The sequence below is a fragment of the Corynebacterium aquilae DSM 44791 genome (genome assembly GCF_001941445.1).
GTDB classification, from domain to species: domain Bacteria; phylum Actinomycetota; class Actinomycetes; order Mycobacteriales; family Mycobacteriaceae; genus Corynebacterium; species Corynebacterium aquilae.
The window spans coordinates 2,596,263-2,614,565 of record NZ_CP009245.1; the positions used below are offsets into that span (position 1 = coordinate 2,596,263).

An 18,303-nucleotide genomic window follows, 5' to 3' on the forward strand; every position below is an offset into this window, starting at 1 on the left:
GCGCAACGAAAACGATCCCGGCTACCCCCAAAGCTCCCCTTTAGTCCGCCACGCCCACGAGCGTGTCCGCCTGGCGCAGCAGATCGGTGGCGAAAAATTCGCGCCGCAGCCGTTTTCCTTCCGCCAGGCGGGGCTCGTCCGGGGTGCACAGCAGCACGGTGGCAACCCACCGGCCGGGCCATTGCTTGGCCCCATAGGCGCTGCCCAGCAGCGCGCCGGCGATCGCGGCGTGGGTGTCGGTGTCACCGCCGACCGAGATCACATCCACGAGGGCCTGCTCGACGCCACTGGTGCGGCTGGCTGCCAGCGCCCAAAAACTCAAGCAAAGGCTCAGCAGCACCCACCCCATGTGCTGCTCGTACGCGTGGTAATCCCCCGCCACCGCCCTATCGAGGGCTTCACGCACCTGGGGTGTTTGCGCCTGTGCGCGGGCAGTCGCAATCATCTCATCCACGCCGCCACCCCGGATGCCTACCACCATGGCAGCAACGTAGACCCGATTGCTATCGATCACCACCTCGTTGAGGTGGGTGATCTGTGCGTCTTGTTCGGCCGCATCCATTGCCCTGGCAATAGCCTGCTGCTGGTCATCGGCTGCCGCATAAGCCACCGCGATGGGACTGACTCGCATCAAGGAGCCATTGGATTGGGAGTCCACCCCCGGCGCGCCCAGCAGTGCTGCGGCGACGGTGTTGCCGACGTCGAAGGGGTCTGTGTCGAGCCACCAGCGGTAGCGGTTGCGGCAGTCGTCGGCGTCGTAGTGGGGGAGTTTGTTCTCATCGCGGGTGGCGCCTAGCAGGCTGTGGATGAGCATCATGGCCATTTGGGAGTCGTCGGTGGGTTGTCCGGCGAGGATGTTGAAGGTTCCGCCGTCGGCCATGTCGCGCACTCCGTGGGGGTAGGTGGCGCGGATGTGTTCGGGTGGTTGGAATTCGACGAGGGAGCCGAGGGAGTCGCCGATGAATTGTCCGAGGAGGCAGCCGCGGGCGCGGTCGCGCAGGGTGGTGTGTGTCTGGTGGTGTGGGTTCATAGGTTTACTGTATGCGGTGGGAAAGTGTTTTTTGTGCCCATTGTGTATGCGGTTGCGGTGGCGCGCTGTAACATCGGACTATGGCTTATCACGCAGACTCTTCAGACCTTGAGGTCAAGGAAATTTTGACGTGGGACGGTTTCGGTGCCGCTTCCCGCGAACTTGCTCAAAACATTGCCGATTCCGGTTTTGAGCCGGATATCATCATTGCGGTTGCTCGCGGTGGTTTGTTGCCCGCTGGTGCGTTGGGTTATGCCATGGGGGTGAAGTTGAGCGATGCGATCAATGTTGAGTTTTATACCGATGTTGAGGAGACTCTGCCTGATCCGGTGCTGCTGGAGCCGTTGTTGGATGTGAATTCGATCCGTAATAAGAAGCTGCTGGTGGTGGATGATGTGGCTGATTCGGGTCGTACTTTGGCTTTGGTGTTGGAGCTGTTGACCAAGGAAGGTGCGACGTGTAAGTCGGCTGTGTTGTATGCGAAGTCTCGTTCTGAGGTGGATCCGGATTTTGTGTGGAAGCGCACTGATGAGTGGATTGTTTTCCCGTGGTCTGCGGAGAAGCCGGTTACTCCGAACGTTTAAGTTTGTTGTTTGTGCCACCGCTTGGCTGTGCTGGGCGGTGGTTTTTTCATACCCACGTGTATTACTTTTCCCAACACAGTGGGGTGGTTTTTCAGCTAGGATGGGAAACCATGATTCCTTTTCTCGCACCTTTGCACCCGGATCCGCGTGTACCCGCTATCGCTTTGCGTGGGTTGACCAAGGTTTTTGGTGAGCATACGGCTGTCAATAACCTTGATCTGGATATTCCTCGCGGGAGTTTTTATGGCATTGTCGGCCCTAATGGTGCCGGCAAGACGACGGCTATCACGATGGCGACTGGTTTGTTGCGGCCCAGTGATGGTCAGGCGTGGATTGCCGGGCATGAGGTGTGGAGCAAGCACAGTGCGAATGTGTCTGCGAAGTCGGCTTATGGCTTGTTGGCGGATAATTTGCCGGTGTTTGATCGCCTGTCGGCGACGGAGTTTTTGTCTTATGTGGGCTTGTTGCGGGGGATGGATGAGGGCACTATCGCGCAGCGTACGCAGGGTTTGCTTGAGACGTTGGATTTGCCAAGTGATTCGAAGCTGATTGTGGATTATTCGGCCGGTATGACGAAGAAGATTCTGTTGGCTGCGGCTTTGTTGCACCGCCCTGAGGTGTTGATTTTGGATGAGCCTTTTGAGGCCGTCGATCCGGTGAGTGCCCGCCATATTCGCCAGATCTTGTCGTCGTATCGGGATGCGGGTGGCACGGTGGTGATGAGTAGCCACGTGATGGAGCTGGTGCAGGGCTTGTGTGACCACGTCGCTATTGTTGCCCAGGGTCGGGTGCTGACTGCGGGTACTAGTGATGAGGTGCGCCAGGGTTCCAGTTTGGATGATGTGTTCGTCGATTTGGTTGGCGGCGGCGATGTCGATACTGGTTCTTTGGGCTGGTTGGGGGGTGCTTCCTCGTGACGCGCACTATCCTGAAGCTGCATTTTGCGCTGTGGAAGCGCTCTATGCGCGGCAACGTGGGCGCGATTTTGCAGCTGGTCTTTTTCGTGTTGTACGGCCTTGGTGGCGCGGTGGCCTTGGGGTTCGCGATCGCGTTCATGCCGGGTGAGAACTATGAGAACCTCGTGGGTGTTTCCGCCCTTGGGGTGTTTACGTTTTTGCTGTTTGCTGGGGTGATTCCTTCGTCGGAGTTTCAGATTCAGCCGGAGAAGTTTGCGGCGTTGCCGGTGAGTGCGAACGATATTCGTACTGGTCTTGCCGTGGCTACGTTTGCGCAGGTGCGTTCCGCGTTGGCTGTGCTGTGTTCGGTGATCACGATCGTTGCCGGCAGCTACGCCCTGTTTGAGGGCGGTGATGGGCTGTGGATTCCGGTGTGGGTGATCGGTTCGTTGCTGGCCTCTGTGACTGCGATTTTGGGCGCTGAGGCTGTTGCTCAGGCGTCGAATTTGGCGAAAAACCGCAAGAGTAAAGAGCGCATGGGTTTGGTGACGTCCCTGGTGATTTTCTCCGCCTGGATGGCTTTTAGTGTGGTCACTAACGGGCAGGTCAGCCCGGATACTCTGTCGCGTATTACTCGGGTGTCTTTGTACACCCCCTTTGGTGCTATTGCAGGTGTTGGCCCGGCTTTGGCTGGGGGCAATGTGTTCGGCGCGCTGTGTGCGCTACTCATCGGTGGCGGCACGTTGTATGGGCTGTGGTGGTTGTGGGGCAGGTCCTTTGTGAAGGCCCTGTCGGAGCCGACTGCTTCCGATGTGGATGATTCTCCGACTCGTACCTCCGATAGTGTGCTGCTGCGGGGTCAGCGCCCCACTGTGGCGGCAGCCCTGAGGAGCCGTATTTGGCGTTATGCCCGCCGTGATAGCCGGATGACTCAAACCTTGGTGGCGATGCCGATTATGGCGGTGGGTTTTTTGGCGGTTGGCGCCGTGATGGAGAATTCTCCCCTGCCCTATTTTGGTGCGATGCTGCTGGCGATGGCTGGCGGCAACTTGCTGATGAACGCGCTCGGGCTGGATGGCCCCAGTAACTGGGTGAACATGGTGTGTGGGGTGAACCCGAAGGTGCTGTTGAAGCAGTACGGGATCGCCTACGCGTCGTTGGCGCTGCCGCTGCTGGTTCCCTATGAGATCGTCATGTTTTTCATCCTGCGCGATCACGCGTTTTACCCTTATGCGGCGGTCGCGATCCCGGCAATTGCGATTTCCAACCTGGGTATCGCGTTCATGTTGTGCGTGTTTAATCCTTTCCCCACCGCAAAGCCTGGCACGCCGGCGATGAAGGATCGTTCCCAGCAGTCGGGCAATGCCTTCATCACGGTGTTTGTGGCGCTCGGTGGCGGTGCGATTCCGTTGGTTCCGGGGTTGGTCTTGTCCTACTGGTTCTTTGTCCCCGGCATGGTGCTCGCTTACGTGCTGTCGATTGTCACGTTGGTGGTGTGTTATTCCGTCGCCACTAGCCGCCTTGAGCAGCGGTGGCCGGATATCTTCGCCAAGGTGCAAAACTACGTTTAAGGGCCAATCCCCGGCCACAGGCATGGGCCCGTCTCCTCAGCTTAGGCAGGAGACGGGCCCATGCTTTTTGGCGTTATGCCCACACGCCGGCTGCCGTGGGAAGAAGATGATGCGCATACCGCTGATGGCACCGGCACAACAAAGCCCCGCCCAAGCGAAGCTTGAAAAGTCGCTTTGGCGGGGCTTGGGGGCTGACCGAAAAGGTAGCTTTTGGCTACTTGCCTTCCTGCATCACATCGTGGCGCACGATGGTCTGGTCGCGGCCGGGGCCGACACCGATGTAGGAGATCCGGCAGCCGGAGACCTTCTCCAGGAACAGGACATAGTCCTGAGCCTTTTGGGGCAGTTCCTCGAAGGTCTTGCAGTTGGTGATGTCCTCATCCCACGCCGGCATGGTCTCCAGGATGGGGGTGGCGTGGTGGAACTCGGACTGGGTCAGTGGCATTTCGTCGTAGCGCACACCATCAACATCGTAGGCGACACACACCGGGATCTCACCGATACCGGTGAGCACGTCCAGCTTGGTAAGGAACAGGTCCGTGAAGCCGTTGACGCGGGAAGCGTAGCGGGCGATCACGGCGTCGTACCAGCCACAGCGGCGCTTACGGCCGGTGTTCACGCCGACCTCACCGCCGGTGGTCTGCAGGTACTCGCCCCACTTGTCGAACAGCTCCGTTGGGAACGGGCCGGCGCCAACGCGGGTGGTATAAGCCTTGATAATGCCCAGGGAGCTGGTAATCCGGGTCGGGCCGATACCGGCACCAACGCAAGCACCACCGGCGGTCGGGTTGGAGGAGGTCACGAACGGGTAGGTGCCGTGATCCACGTCGAGCATGGTGGCCTGGCCACCCTCCATCAGCACGTGCTTGCCCTCATCCAGAGCCTTATTGAGCACCAGCTCACTATCAATGACCATGGGGCGCAGACGATCCGCATAGGACAGGAAGTAATCCACGATCTCATCGGCGACAATCGCCTTGCGGTTGTACATCTTCACCAGGATCTGGTTTTTGACATCCAGGGCAGATTCGACCTTCTGACGCAGAATCGACTCATCAAAGATGTCCTGCACGCGGATACCGACGCGGGAAACCTTATCGGCATAGGTCGGGCCAATGCCGCGACCCGTGGTGCCGATGGCGCGCTTACCGAGGAAACGCTCCTGCACCCGGTCAAGCACCTGGTGGTAGGGGGCGACAACGTGTGCGTTGGCGGAAATACGCAGCCGGGAGGCGTTAGCGCCACGGGCCTCCAGGCCATCGATCTCGTCGAACAGAGCCTCCAAGTTGATCACCACACCGTTGCCCAAAATCGGGGTGGCGTTCTCGCTGAGAACACCCGCCGGCAGGAGCTTCAGCTCGTACTTCTCGCCGCCCACAACCACGGTGTGACCAGCGTTGTTACCGCCGTTGGGTTTGACGACATAGTCGACGACACCGCCGAGGATGTCCGTAGCTTTGCCTTTACCTTCGTCGCCCCACTGGGCGCCGACAATGACGATTGCGGCCATAGTGGCAGTACCGTCCCTTTGCATCTGATCGAGAGTTTTTAAACCGGCTGCCCATTCTACCCCGGCGACCAGGCAACCACATACACTAGGCACATGATTGTTTGTCTGTGCGGCGTCAACGGACCAGAGCTCGAAGGAGCCGAAAACCACCACCTTCCGCCCGTACCCAGCCAACGGGAACTGAAGTTCATCGACGCCGCAGCCAAAGACATCCTGCCGGTCGACCCCACCCCCTCCCTAGAGGAAATCGCCGCCCAACCGGATGTGGCCGAACAAGGCGCCCCCGGCCCCGCCCCACAACAACCCCCGCGCCCACTACGAGTCATCGTCATCGGCAACGACTCCGCACTATCCGCCGTCGCCACCAGACTGATGCGCGCCGACATCATGTGGGTGGAACTCGCCTACGTCCCCACCGACCCCGCCTCACCCGCCGCCCAAGTACTAGGCCTGCCCGACACCCCCAGCCAATGCCTCGTCCAAGCGGTCAAAGGGGACGCCAAACCCATGCCCCTCATCCGCGACGATGCCGGCATCGCCTTGATGGGTGCCGCCACCATCACCCAAGCCGGCGCCGGGCAACTCACCGGAGAAATCGTCATCGACAACGACGTATTGATTTCCCACCACGCACAAACCGGACTATTCGGGCGGGCCAAAAAGACCGGGCCCAAAGGCGCCCGCATCGTCCCCACCACCGACGCGCCCGGGCTCGCAGGGGTCGCACTACACAACGAAGACCTCACCGCCGACGCCTCCAGCGTGCTCACCGGGCGCGCCGCCCAAGCCGGCGGACCCGCACTCACCGTCACCGTCGACGGCATCCAACGGCCCCGCTCAGTAGAAAAAGTCACCTTCTACCGGCACCTAAGGGACGCACAAGTCGTACGCCCCGACTAGGCCTTAGCCTAAAAACACTCCGGGGAGCACCAAACTCTTCTCCCCTCACACAAAATCGCCACAACGTACCCAGAGGAAACCCCCCTCCTCGGCGAGGATTTAACGCCAACCAACTCAGCACAAGGCAGACCCTGCCTGCCAGGCTGGGTGAGATCCACCCCCAAATACACCCACAGCTATTGCGACGGGTGACTTTTCCAATAACCTGCCCCCCAAGTCGGAAGAAATACTTTCGCACCTGCCTTAAGCACCTTCCACAAACGAAAGATCGACCATGTTCATCATTGACATTGTTCTCGCACTACTCGCCGCAATCGCCGCCCCCTTCCACTTCGCCGGCGAGGCGCTGCTCCAGCCGGAATATTCTCACGTTGCCGCATCCGACAACGACAAAGCTTCAGACAAGGATGAATTCTTCGCCAAGGTTCATCAACACGTCTTCAGCAGCGTGCCCAACAAAAACAACTGCACCGCACCCAATGCTGGGACCCCAGCGTTGCAGACCGCCGAAGCTCCGCAGCCTGTGAAGTGCGCACCCACCACCTACCACCCGCTAGGTTCTTCCTAACCCCACATACTTTGGCGGCGTGACCACAATAGCTGATGGTCACGCCGCCAAAATTATTCTTCGACAACCTCCGGCGGAAGCGCCGGATGCTCACTAGTGGGCCTCAACGTGGCCTGCGCACTACGGCGCGACATGCCACAAATCTGCAACAAATCCACAATGATCGAACGGGTCTGCCCCAAAATAACCTGGGCAGACAACACCCGATCCTGGGCGATCTCCAAACCCGACTGGGCCGCCAACTTGCGCAGCACCTTCGTCAACTCCGCGGTCTCCGCCGAAGCATCTTTTGCACCACTGCCCGCATACATATGCGCCAGCCGATCAGTCACGGCCGCCAACTGCTGGATGATGTGGATCTGTTCCTCGCTGACGGTGTCGTGATCCTGGGCCAGCACCACCGAACGGCGCGCCATCACGCGCGTATTACGCATGACATTATCGACCGGGTTAAGCACCCGCACCAAGGAATTCACCTGATGCTTCTGGCGCCACAACAGCGGCGACACCTTCAAAGACTCCTTGCCCTCCTTCGCGGCCGCAATCATGGCGTTGATGTTTGCCTGGGAACCGCGCGCCCGCTGCAATGCAGCCTGAATACTATCCGGATCGCTCTCCCGCACCCCGCTTGCGACCTTCTCCAGCGTCGCCGACGCCAAAAACAGCACCTTGGAAATCTCCTGGCGCCCACCCTTCAACGGACTGGTGGGCAGCAGCGCAATCACCATCACGCCCACCAAACCACCGACGAAGGCGTCCAGCATGCGGCCCGAACCGCCGCTAGTACCCGGCGGCATGATGGTCGCGATCAGCACCGAACCAATCGCCGCCTGGGTCGCCATCAGCGGTCCCTTATCCACAAAAACGGCCAACGCTAGCGACACCATCACCAGCAACGGCATCTGCCACCAGCCGGTGCCGAAATGCCCGACAAACAAATCGCCGATGCCGACGCCGAGGGAGACACCAATATTGAGCTCCACCGCGCGCCGCAAACGGTCACCGCCGGTCAACCCCAGCACAATCACCGCCGCCATCGGCGCAAAAAACGGCTGATGGTGGCTGAAAAGGTGCTGGGCGATCCAGTTCGCTAAACCGGCCGCCACACCCACCTGCAAGATGGGAAACAGCGAGGCGCGCAAACGATGCCAGCGGGTAGTGATCAGCTGGGGCGAATAATGCAGATCCAACATGTGGAAAGTTTTAGCCTTCGTAGGGGGAACAACAACGAACCCCGGGCGCATCCCACCCAAAGGAAAGGGGGATGCGCTCGGGGCTGTGTAACACTTACATGCCGACCACCCTAGTCGGGTGGCAGGCCGTGTCGGCTTACTTGCTCAAAGTGGTGCCAACGGAGTGCAGGTCGGTGCAGGACTCAACGATGCGCTCAGCCATGCCGGCCTCAGCAAGCTTGAGGTAGGAACGCGGGTCGTAAACCTTCTTGTTGCCGACCTCGCCGTCGATCTTCAGCACACCGTCGTAGTTGTTGAACATGTGGCCAACGATCGGGCGGGTGAAAGCGTACTGGGTGTCGGTGTCGACGTTCATCTTCACAACGCCGTAACGCAGAGCCTCTTCGATCTTCTCCTTCTCGGAGCCGGAGCCACCGTGGAAGACGAAGTCGAACGGCATAGCGTTCTCATCCAGGCCCAGCTTCTTGGCAGCAGCCTTCTGGCCCTCGAGCAGCACCTCGGGGCGCAGCTTGACGTTGCCCGGCTTGTACACGCCGTGAACGTTGCCGAAGGTTGCGGCCAGCAGGTAGCGGCCCTTCTCGCCGGTGCCGATAGCATCGACGGTCTTCTCGAAGTCCTCAACGGAGGTGTAGAGCTGAGCGCCGGCCTTAGCCTCAACGCCGTCCTCTTCGCCACCGACGACACCGATCTCCAGCTCCAGGATGATGTTGGCGGCCTTAGCCTTAGCCAGCAGTTCCTGAGCGATCTCGAGGTTCTCGTCGATCGGAATAGCGGAACCATCCCACATGTGGGACTGGAACAGGGGCAGCTCGCCACGGTCGACGCGCTCCTGGGAGATAGCGATCAGCGGACGAACGTAGGTGTCCAGCTTCTCCTTCTGGCAGTGGTCGGTGTGCAGCGCGATGTTGATCGGGTAGTTCTTGGCGGCCTCGTGAGCGAAAGCAGCCAGAGCGGTTGCACCCTTGACCATGTTCTTCACGTTCAGACCAGAGCCGAACTCTGCGCCACCGGTAGAGAACTGGATGATGCCGTCGGACTCGGCATCGGCGAAGCCCTTCAGAGCGGCGTTGATGGTCTCGGAAGATGTGCAGTTGATGGCCGGAAGAGCGTAGCCGTTCTTCTTGGCCTTGGTCAGCATCTCGGCATAGACCTCAGGAGTTGCGATGGGCATAAGGGGGAACCTCCGAAGTGGAAAGGCGGTTGATAAGAATCTGCCCTCAATTATGCCCCGCAAAGTGCCCGCTTGGTTGCCCGATTGCTCCCGATTTTTCTCACATTGGTGCCCATTCGGGAGGATTACCAAAAAGAGAACGCGATGACCTGCACTTTTGAGGCCTAGGCAACGTTGGAAATACAAACGTGAGTTGCGCCACCGTCTGCGAGTTGTTGGCCACCCTCTACCCCCGCACTACGGCTAAGATGGCAAAACTATGAGCTCCGCTTGTTTCACCGACTGCACCACCACGATCACCCAAGTCATGGCCCTCGGCCCCGACTGGATGGATCCGATGTACCTCCTGTCCGGCTCCGGACCTTTCGGAAACTTCATCCTCCCGGCCGTTTTCACCATCGTCTTCATCGAATCTGGTCTTCTCTTCCCGCTGCTGCCTGGTGATTCCTTGCTGTTCACCGCGGGCATGCTCTCCAGCCAACCGGATCCTTTTGCCCCGCTGTGGCAGCTGCTGATCTTCATCCCGCTGGCGAGCTTCCTCGGCGACCAGTCCGGATACTGGATTGGCCGTAAATTTGGCGAGCACCTCCAAAACCGGCCCGACGGCAAAATCTTCAAGAAGGAATACCTCGAAGAATCCCACGCCTTCTTCGAAAAGCACGGCCCCATTACCGTCATCATTTGCCGCTTTGTTCCGATCGTGCGCACCTACGCCCCACTCGTCGCCGGCATGAGCCGCATGGATTACCGGGTGTTTTTCCCCTTCTCCATCGCGGGCGCTCTGATCTGGGGCGCCGGCGTCACCCTGCTGGGCTCCTGGCTGGGCCAGTACCAGTGGGTTGCCGACAACATCGACATCATCTTCATTTCCATCGTGTTGGTGTCCATCATGCCGGGCGTCATCGGCGCCATTAAGGGTCGCAAGGCCTCCAAAAAGGCAAACAGCACCCCGCGCGTGAAGTAACAGCTCACAAGCCCAAAAGGTCCTGACTCCTCGTGTGAGGGTCAGGACCTTTTTTAGTGGCTTTTCATGGGCGCACCCACCCAGCGGGCGGCCGGACCTAGCGCTCGTAGCCAGCGGCCGCGACGCGGGCTGCAGCCTCCAGCAGCATCCAGCCGGACAGCTGTACCGACAGGTCGCGCTCGGGGATGCTGGAACCGCTGACTGCACCACCATGGGAGGAACCGACTGGGCCGGTGTTTTGCGGCAGGCGCGCATCCTCAGTCCAGGAGGCCGCGAAAACGGGCAGGCCATCGACTTCGAGGCGGTGGTTCCACACGCTTTCCGCACTCGACAGCACCAGTCGAGCAGCAATTTTCTTAGTGGCCTTATTCAGCCGGGTGTCATCCGGCAACGAAACGGCCACGTCCGCGAGATAACGCACCAGGATGCCTTTGAATAGGCCTCCGTCACCGCCGCCAGTGTTCCAGTCGATAACACCCTGCGGGGTGGCCATGTCTTTGGCGATGGCGTGGACCAAGTCCCGCAAACGCGTCACATAGCGCAGTACCTCGTCGGCTTTCTCGGCGTCCTCCACGCTGGCCACATCGGTGACACCAGTGTGTTCTCGCAGGCGATTGGAGATCTCCAGGCAAGCACCCAACATCACGCCCTGACAGTAAGGGTGGATGTCTTTAACAACGTCGGGCCCGTGCATGCGCATGCGCACCCCGTCCATGATCAAGCCGCGCTCGTCGACCAGGTTGTCATAAACCCAGTCCGTCAGTGCCATCGCCTGATCCAGTCGACCGGTACGCGCCATCATGATTGCGGCCGGCCCATTGGTGGGCACGTTGTAGAAGGTTTCGTTGGTGCGCCAGGGCAGCACCCCCGTCAGCCCATCCTTGCCGGAGATGATGTCGAGTTCTAGCTCGCGGATGCGGGAAGGCACGCGCAGCTTTTTCACTCCGCCGACGCGCCCGGCCGCCAGCGCCAGCCAGGACTTGTCGTCGTAGTAGCGGTTGGACGCCAGCCCCCGCAGGTTTCGCAGGCGGATGCCACGCATGGTGTTTTTGATGATGCGCACCCGCGGGGCGGTGGTGCGGCGATTTGCCGCGTCGATGAGGCAATCCAGGTAGTGGGCCTGCCACCAGTAGTGCCACCGGAAAAAAGCCTTGTCTTTGGCGGTTGCCGGCCAACTAACCACTGCCAAATTGGTGCGGGGGATGCCCCACACTCGGCTGGAGTGTCGCTCATTGATGGCTGCCTCAGCCAGGTCAGCCCGGTGCGCCCATTTTTCTTGCACGATTATCTCTTCGCGTTGATCGTCTGCATTGTTACACAGTCGTTACACACTTCTACCACGCTCATCCGCGTGGGTTAAATGCCCGCACCCCCGCCAGGGACCTACCACGCGTTGCGCAGGTCAGCATGCTGCCGAATCCATGCATGCATCGCGATACCGCTGGCGACACCGACGTTGATGCTGCGCGTCGACCCAAACTGGGCAATGGAACAGGTCATTGTCGCAGCCTGCTGCGCGTCCTCGCTCACCCCGGGGCCTTCCTGCCCAAACAGCAGCAGGCACCGGCGCGGCAGCTCGGCCGTCTCCAAGGGAACGCAACCGGGGGTGTTGTCGATGGCCACCACGGTCAGGTCTTGCTCCCGCGCCCACGCCATCAGATCAGCAACACTGTCGTGGTGCAGTAGGTGCTGATAACGATCGGTCACCATCGCCCCGCGACGATTCCAGCGTCGCCGGCCCACAATATGCACCGTCGCCACAGCGAAAGCGTTCGCGGTGCGCACCACCGTGCCGATGTTGGCATCGTTTTCGAAATTTTCGATCGCGATGTGCAGCTCATGGCGGCGGGTGTCGATGTCAGCGACGATGGCATCGCGGGTCATGTACCGGTAGGCGTCCACCACGTTGCGGCTATCGCCACCATCGAGCAACTCCGGATCGTAGCGCTCATCGCTCGGGCGTGGCTGCCCGGGGTGTTCTTCCTCCCAGGGGCCTACGCCACGTCGGGCGGGAAACCATTCCGTCGGCCCCCGCTCGATGGGCGGTGTGAAAGGTTGTTCAGCCATGTGTACTTAGGCGAGGTCCAGGTCGTCCAGACCCAGCAGGAAGCGGTATTCCAGCCCCTCGTCCGCAATCACCTTGTCGGCGCCGGTAGCGCGGTCCACGACGGTGGCGACACCCACCACGATGGCACCGGCTTCTTTCAGCGCCGCCACTGCGGTGAGGGGGGAATTGCCGGTAGTGGTGGTGTCTTCGACCACCAACACCCGCTTGCCCACCACGTCTGCGCCCTCAATGCGGCGCTGCATGCCGTGCTTTTTGGCTTCCTTGCGCACCACGAAAGCATCGATGGGGCGACCGGGGGCGAGCATGATGGCGGTGGCCACCGGGTCTGCACCCAGCGTGAGTCCACCCACGGCATCGAAGTCCCAGTCCGCGGTGAGCTCACGCAGGAGCCGACCGATCAGCGGCGAGGATTCGTGCTGCAGGGTCGCGCGCCGCAAATCGACGTAGTAGTCGGCTTCCTTGCCGGAGCTCAAAGTCACCTTGCCGTGCACGACGGCGAGTTGTTTGACGAGCTCCGCCAGGCGGGCACGGTCTTCAGCATTCACGGTGGGCACACTCACGGCGCACTACTCCTCAATCACATGGTTGGCGTGGGAAAGTTTTTCCTCACCGCACGAGTCTAGTCGGATTGTCCATCCTCGCCGTCGCTGGCGTCGTGGAAGATCGACGAATCCAGTGGCTGGTTTCGCACCAGCCGGGAACCATTGAACCCAGCGGAAGCCGGCGGCGTCATCTTGTCCGCGATGGCATCCAACTCGTCAGCGCCGATGTCCGTCAAGGGCACGTGGCCGAGGCTGGTGCCGACCGCGCGGGACGGCAGCTCAGGGGCGACCTCGGGGCGTACCACCTGCGGCCGGGATGGTTCTTCCGGCTCTGGCGATTCGCTGTCTTCTTCCAACATCACCGGCTGCGGTAGAGCGCGCGTCGGGTCGGTGACGATGTCGGTGGGCCAGTGCGCCAGAATTCCACGGGCGGGCAGAGCGTGCATCACGTCAGCCACCATCGCGAGCGGGGCCAGCGCGTCATCCCAGTCTGTGGGGTTGGAGTGCCGGTCCAGGCTGGCGACAACCCAATCGGATTCCGCCCACACCATCTCAACTGCTTCGGGCATGTTGCTAATGGCGGTGCGCAGCCGGGCATCAACCAGGCGGTCAACGGCTACTTCCTCGCTGCAGGACATGGTGAAGTCTCCCAGGCTGGGCCCGGGAATGAGGTCTTCGGATACCGGGGCGGAAGCCCGGGTGAATTCGACCAGCGCGTCACTTGCGGCGGCGCGCCGCAGTGCCAGCAGCGTGGATCCTCCCAGATCGACGACGTGCATGTCGTAGCCGCAGGCCACACCGGAGACGATGTCGTGCGCGGTAGACGGCAAAGTGGCAGGGCCACGGGACCACTCATCAGCGAGGTATTCGTCCTGTTTGTCGTAGACAAAGTCGTTGACTTCCGCCCAGGCTTTGCGTTCCCGGCGCGCCCCTCCGGGCAGCGCCTTGATCAGCGGGTGGAGTTTGCTGTGGGCGGGTTCTTCTTCGGCTGGTGCACTGGTGGCAGTCTCTGTGGAGGTTTCTGCCGTGGGTGCGGGTTCGCCGGCGGTGTCGGCTAGTTCTTCTTCGGTGGCGCCGGCGATAGCGTGGTCCTCGCCGGTGGGGTGGTCCACATCGGGTGTGCCTGGGATGCCTTCGGCGGGGGTTTCGGAGGATGCAGATTGCGCGGTGGTGTCGTTGGCCGCGATGGTGTCGGCAGAGTCGACCGTGCCACTGTCGGCAGTGTCATCCGTGCCGGAGTCAGTAGAGTGTGCAGACTCCGCCGGCGCGGGGGTGTCGTCGTTGTCTGCGGGCTCGGTTGGGTCGACAGTTTCTGTGGTGTCGGCGGGCTCGGTGGGGTGTGCGAGGGTGCGGTAGACGGGCACGTCTCCGAGGGAGGATTCCACGTCGTCGTCGATGTCGACTGCGGTGGGCTCGCTGCTTGGGCCCGCGGTGGGTTCCGGGGCTTGTGTTGGGGTGGGTTCGGTGGCGTGGGTGAGCTCGCCGACGGTGGGAAGTTTGGGTTCGTCTTCGTAGGTGACGGGGGTGGTTTCCGGGGCGTCGTCGGCCAGGGCTTCGAACCAGTCGTCGGTGGGGTCCTCCTGGGCGATGGGGGGCTCAGGGGGTGTGTGTACGGTCTGGTCGGGCCGTGGGGTGTCGGTGGGGGTGGTGTGCTGGTGGTTGTGGCGTTCGAGCCACAGCAGTACGCCGCCGATTGCGGCGACGCCCACGCCGGCGAGTATGGCGATCACTCGGTGCCACGCTCCACGGGGTTTTTGGGGTTGGCGCACCATTGGGACCAGCCGCCGATGTAGACGGCGGCGCCTTCGAGGCCGGCTTGGTGCATGGCTGCGATGGCGACGGCGGAGTGGATGCCGGAGCCGGAGTAGACGATGACCTTGGAGGGGTCGTCGACGCCTGCGTCGCGGAAGATTTTTTTGAGTTCTTCGGGGCTGCGGTAGGTGTTGTCCTCGTTGAACAGTTCGCGGGTGGGGACGTTGACGGCGCCGGGGATGTGGCCGGCTTTGAGGTCGAGGTGTTCTTTTTTGCCGGCGTAGCGGTTGGCTTCGCGGGTGTCGAGGAGGAGGTATTTGCCGGATTTCACGTCGTCGATGTCGGCGACGGGGAGTTGTCCGGGGTTGGGGCGGCGGGTGCAGTGGCCGTGGAGGTTGCCGGGTCCGCCGACGACGTCGTAGCCGGCTGCTTCCCAGGCGGCCATGCCGCCGTCGAGGATGCGCACGTTTTCGATGCCGGCCCAGGTGAGGATCCACCAGGCGCGGGCTGCGAATAGTCCTTTGCCGCCGTCGTAGACGATGACGTTGTGGTTGACGTCGAGTCCCCATTCTTCGAAGGCCCGTTGGAGGGTGTCTGCGTCGGGCAGGGGGTTGCGGCCCTGTCGGGAGGAGGGAACGGAGGACAGGGAGGTGGCGGGGTCGCAGAACAGGCTGGTGGGGATGTGTTCTGAGTTGTATTTGGTGTGTCCGGCTCCTTCGCCGGGGAGCCAGAAGGACGCCAAAATGGTGTTTTTGCCGCCGCGGCGGATCTCTTGTGCGAGCTCGTGTGCGCTAATGGTGATGCCCATGGCCGCAAGTTTAGCGCCGTCGGCCTGTGGATTTGGTGTGTGGGCGGAAAAAAGAAACAGTGCCCCGCCCCTTTGTTGGGAAAGGGGTGGGGCACTGGGGGGTGTTTAGCCGCGGGCTAGCTCGAGGCTTTCGCCGTCTTCGGCGAGGGTGACGCGGACGGTGTCGCCGTCGCGAATGTCGCCTGCCAGCAGTTTCTTGGCGAGGGTGTCGCCGATGGCTTGCTGGATGAGGCGGCGCAGCGGGCGCGCACCGTAGGCCGGGTCGTAGCCGCGTTCGCCGAGCCATTTCTTGGCGTCGGTGTCGACGTCCAGGGTGAGGCGGCGGGCTGCCAGGCGGGCGGCGAGCTGCTCGATTTGGATGTCGACGATGCTGGTGAGCTGGTCGGCGGACAGGGCGTCGAAGATGACGACGTCGTCGAGGCGGTTGACGAATTCCGGTTTGAAGGCTGCTTTGACGGCGTCCATCATCTGCTCCCGGGTTCCTCCTGCTCCGAGGTTGGAGGTGAGGATCAGGATGGTGTTGCGGAAGTCGACGGTGCGGCCTTGGCCGTCGGTGAGGCGGCCTTCGTCGAGGACCTGCAGGAGGATGTCGAAGACGTCCGGGTGGGCCTTTTCCACCTCGTCGAACAGGACGACGGTGTAGGGGCGGCGTCGGACTGCTTCGGTGAGCTGTCCGCCCTGGTCGTAGCCGACGTATCCGGGGGGTGCACCGACGAGGCGGGCGACGGCGTGCTTTTCGCCGTATTCGCTCATGTCGATGCGCACCATGGCGCGTTCGTCGTCGAAGAGGAACTCGGCTAGGGATTTAGCCAGTTCGGTTTTGCCGACGCCGGTGGGGCCGAGGAACAGGAAGGAGCCGGTGGGCCGGTTGGGGTCGGCTACTCCTGCGCGGGCGCGGCGGACGGCGTCGGAGACGGCGGTGACTGCTTCGGCTTGGCCGACGACGCGTTTGGCGAGGTAGGACTCCATTTCGAGGAGTTTTTCGGTTTCGCCTTGCATCATCTTGCCGGCGGGGATGCCGGTCCAGGCGGAGACCACTTCGGCGATGGTGTCGGGGGTGACCTCTTCGCTGAGCATGGATTGTCCGCCGGAGGCTTCGACCTGTGCTTGGGCTTCGGCGACCTCCTTTTCCAGCTCGGGGATTTTGCCGTAGCGCAGTTCTGCGACGAGTCCGTAGTCGCCGTCGCGTTCGGCGATTTCGGATTCTTGGCGCAGCCGTTCGAGTTCTTCCTTGGCGCCGCGAACTTTGTCGATGGCGTTTTTCTCGTTGGACCAGCGGGCGGTGAGCTCGCCGAGTTTTTCACGCTCGTCGGCGAGTTCTTGGCGCAGTTTGGCTAGGCGTTCGACGCTGGCGGCATCGGATTCTTTGGCCAGGGCCATTTCTTCGATCTCGAGGCGGCGTACTACGCGTTCGAGGGCGTCGATTTCCTGTGGGGAGGAGTCGATTTCCATGCGCAGGCGGCTGGCTGCCTCGTCGACCAGGTCGATGGCTTTGTCCGGCAGGAAGCGGGAGGTGATGTAGCGGTCCGATAGGGATGCCGCGGCGACCAGTGCGGAGTCCTGGATGCGGACACCGTGGTGGACTTCGTAGCGTTCTTTGAGTCCGCGCAGGATGCCGATGGCGTCCTCGACGGAGGGTTCACCGACGTAGACCTGCTGGAAGCGGCGTTCCAGGGCGGCGTCTTTTTCGATGTATTTGCGGTATTCCTCCAGGGTGGTGGCACCGACCAGGCGCAGCTCACCGCGGGCGAGCAGCGGCTTGATCATGTTGCCGGCATCCATGGCGGAATCCCCGGTAGCACCGGCGCCGACGATGGTGTGGATCTCATCGATGAAGGTGATGATCTGGCCGTCGGCGTTTTTGATCTCGTCCAGGACTGCCTTGAGGCGCTCCTCGAACTCGCCGCGGTATTTCGCGCCGGCGACCATGGAGCCCAAGTCGAGGGAGATCAACGTTTTGCCCTTGAGGGACTCGGGTACGTCGCCGGCGACGATGCGGCGGGCTAGGCCTTCGACGATGGCGGTTTTACCGACGCCGGGCTCACCGATGAGGACCGGGTTGTTCTTGGTGCGGCGCGAGAGCACCTGTACCACGCGGCGGATTTCCTCGTCACGGCCGATCACTGGGTCGATTTTGCCTTCGCGGGCACGTTTGGTCAGGTCGGTGGAGTATTTCTCCAGGGCCTGGAACTGCCCCTCGGGGTCTTCGGTGGTGACCTTTGCGGATCCGCGCACGGTGGTAAAAGCGCCCTTGATGGCGTCGTAGGTGCCGCCCATTTCGGCGAGCATCTTTGCGGCGTCGGATTCGCCGCGGGCGATGCCGGCCATCAGCACCTCGGTGGAGACGTATTCGTCGCCGAGTTCGCCGGCGAGCTCTTGGGCTGCGGTCAGCGCGTTGAGGGCGTCGCGGTTAAAGTTCGGGTTCGCCATCCCGGAGCCTTGGGCCTTGGGGTAACTGTCGACTAATGCCTGGGCCTTTTTCAAGGCCTCTTGGGGTTCTACGCCTGCGGCTTTAAGGACCGGGGCGGCAATGCCGTCGGTCTGGTCGAGTACGGCCACCAGCAGGTGGGCCGGGCGGATATCGGGGTTTCCGTTGCTGGAGGCCTGCTGCAGGGCTGCCTGCATGGCCTCCGAGGTTTTGGTGGTGGGGTTAAAAGCGTTCATTGTGAAGTGTTTCTCCTTATTTAAATTTTTGTCTCCCCCGGGTGGATTCGCGGGGCGGTGTATCACCGGCCCGTGGCGGGGG

16 protein-coding genes are annotated in these 18,303 nt (G+C 61.7%); 6 read left to right on the forward strand and 10 right to left on the reverse strand.

Annotated features, from left to right (window positions below; genetic code table 11):
• Positions 1-40: 40 nt before the first annotated feature.
• Positions 41-1,030, reverse strand: coding sequence for an ADP-ribosylglycohydrolase family protein (locus CAQU_RS10975; protein ID WP_075727702.1), 990 nt, complete (start codon positions 1,028-1,030; stop codon positions 41-43).
• 80 nt (positions 1,031-1,110) lie between these two features.
• Between CAQU_RS10975 and CAQU_RS10980 the strand changes: the two genes are divergently transcribed.
• The 3 genes from CAQU_RS10980 to CAQU_RS10990 all read left to right on the forward strand — a co-directional run bounded on the left by CAQU_RS10980 (position 1,111) and on the right by CAQU_RS10990 (position 4,081).
• On the forward strand, positions 1,111-1,614 hold the full coding sequence (locus tag CAQU_RS10980; protein ID WP_075727704.1) for a phosphoribosyltransferase: 504 nt from the start codon (positions 1,111-1,113) through the stop codon (positions 1,612-1,614).
• Between the two features lie 110 nt (positions 1,615-1,724).
• Complete coding sequence (locus CAQU_RS10985; RefSeq protein WP_075727706.1) at positions 1,725-2,531, forward strand: ABC transporter ATP-binding protein; 807 nt, start codon at positions 1,725-1,727, stop codon at positions 2,529-2,531.
• On the forward strand, positions 2,528-4,081 hold the full coding sequence (locus tag CAQU_RS10990; RefSeq protein ID WP_157109007.1) for a hypothetical protein: 1,554 nt from the start codon (positions 2,528-2,530) through the stop codon (positions 4,079-4,081). The genes CAQU_RS10985 and CAQU_RS10990 overlap by 4 nt, the downstream gene beginning before the upstream one ends.
• A gap of 214 nt (positions 4,082-4,295) precedes the next feature.
• Here CAQU_RS10990 and CAQU_RS10995 read toward each other — a convergent pair whose 3' ends face one another.
• Positions 4,296-5,591, reverse strand: a complete 1,296-nt coding sequence (locus CAQU_RS10995) for an adenylosuccinate synthase (protein ID WP_075727710.1) — start codon at positions 5,589-5,591, stop codon at positions 4,296-4,298.
• Positions 5,592-5,684: 93 nt separating this feature from the next.
• Between CAQU_RS10995 and CAQU_RS11000 the strand changes: the two genes are divergently transcribed.
• Together CAQU_RS11000 and CAQU_RS11005 are read left to right on the forward strand one after the other, a co-directional pair.
• Entirely contained in the window at positions 5,685-6,491 is an 807-nt protein-coding gene (locus CAQU_RS11000) for a hypothetical protein (protein ID WP_075727712.1), read from the forward strand.
• 274 nt (positions 6,492-6,765) lie between these two features.
• On the forward strand, positions 6,766-7,059 hold the full coding sequence (locus CAQU_RS11005; protein ID WP_075727714.1) for a hypothetical protein: 294 nt from the start codon (positions 6,766-6,768) through the stop codon (positions 7,057-7,059).
• Positions 7,060-7,112: 53 nt separating this feature from the next.
• Here CAQU_RS11005 and CAQU_RS11010 read toward each other — a convergent pair whose 3' ends face one another.
• The gene (locus tag CAQU_RS11010) at positions 7,113-8,252 is read right to left on the reverse strand and encodes an FUSC family protein (RefSeq protein WP_075727716.1); all 1,140 of its coding nucleotides are present in this window, start codon (positions 8,250-8,252) and stop codon (positions 7,113-7,115) included.
• A gap of 136 nt (positions 8,253-8,388) precedes the next feature.
• Positions 8,389-9,423 carry a class II fructose-bisphosphate aldolase gene (gene fbaA / locus CAQU_RS11015; RefSeq protein ID WP_075727718.1) on the reverse strand — a complete coding sequence of 345 codons (1,035 nt, stop codon included), beginning with the start codon at positions 9,421-9,423 and terminating at the stop codon, positions 8,389-8,391.
• Positions 9,424-9,682: 259 nt separating this feature from the next.
• Between fbaA and CAQU_RS11020 the strand changes: the two genes are divergently transcribed.
• Positions 9,683-10,387, forward strand: coding sequence for a DedA family protein (locus CAQU_RS11020; RefSeq protein WP_075727720.1), 705 nt, complete (start codon positions 9,683-9,685; stop codon positions 10,385-10,387).
• A gap of 97 nt (positions 10,388-10,484) precedes the next feature.
• Here CAQU_RS11020 and CAQU_RS11025 read toward each other — a convergent pair whose 3' ends face one another.
• The 6 genes from CAQU_RS11025 to clpB all read right to left on the reverse strand — a co-directional run bounded on the left by CAQU_RS11025 (position 10,485) and on the right by clpB (position 18,221).
• On the reverse strand, positions 10,485-11,669 hold the full coding sequence (locus CAQU_RS11025; RefSeq protein ID WP_075727722.1) for a glycoside hydrolase family 76 protein: 1,185 nt from the start codon (positions 11,667-11,669) through the stop codon (positions 10,485-10,487).
• Positions 11,670-11,770: 101 nt separating this feature from the next.
• On the reverse strand, positions 11,771-12,454 hold the full coding sequence (locus tag CAQU_RS11030; protein WP_075727724.1) for a TrmH family RNA methyltransferase: 684 nt from the start codon (positions 12,452-12,454) through the stop codon (positions 11,771-11,773).
• 6 nt (positions 12,455-12,460) lie between these two features.
• Complete coding sequence (gene pyrE, locus CAQU_RS11035) at positions 12,461-13,015, reverse strand: orotate phosphoribosyltransferase (protein WP_075727726.1); 555 nt, start codon at positions 13,013-13,015, stop codon at positions 12,461-12,463.
• A 59-nt stretch (positions 13,016-13,074) separates the two neighbouring features.
• Entirely contained in the window at positions 13,075-14,727 is a 1,653-nt protein-coding gene (locus CAQU_RS11040; RefSeq protein ID WP_075727728.1) for a hypothetical protein, read from the reverse strand.
• Positions 14,724-15,557, reverse strand: coding sequence for a sulfurtransferase (locus CAQU_RS11045; protein WP_075727730.1), 834 nt, complete (start codon positions 15,555-15,557; stop codon positions 14,724-14,726). Before CAQU_RS11045 ends, CAQU_RS11040 begins: the two co-directional genes overlap by 4 nt.
• 105 nt (positions 15,558-15,662) lie before the next feature.
• Positions 15,663-18,221: an ATP-dependent chaperone ClpB gene (clpB, locus tag CAQU_RS11050; RefSeq protein ID WP_075727732.1), complete on the reverse strand. Its 2,559-nt coding sequence runs from the start codon at positions 18,219-18,221 to the stop codon at positions 15,663-15,665.
• Positions 18,222-18,303 lie beyond the last annotated feature (82 nt).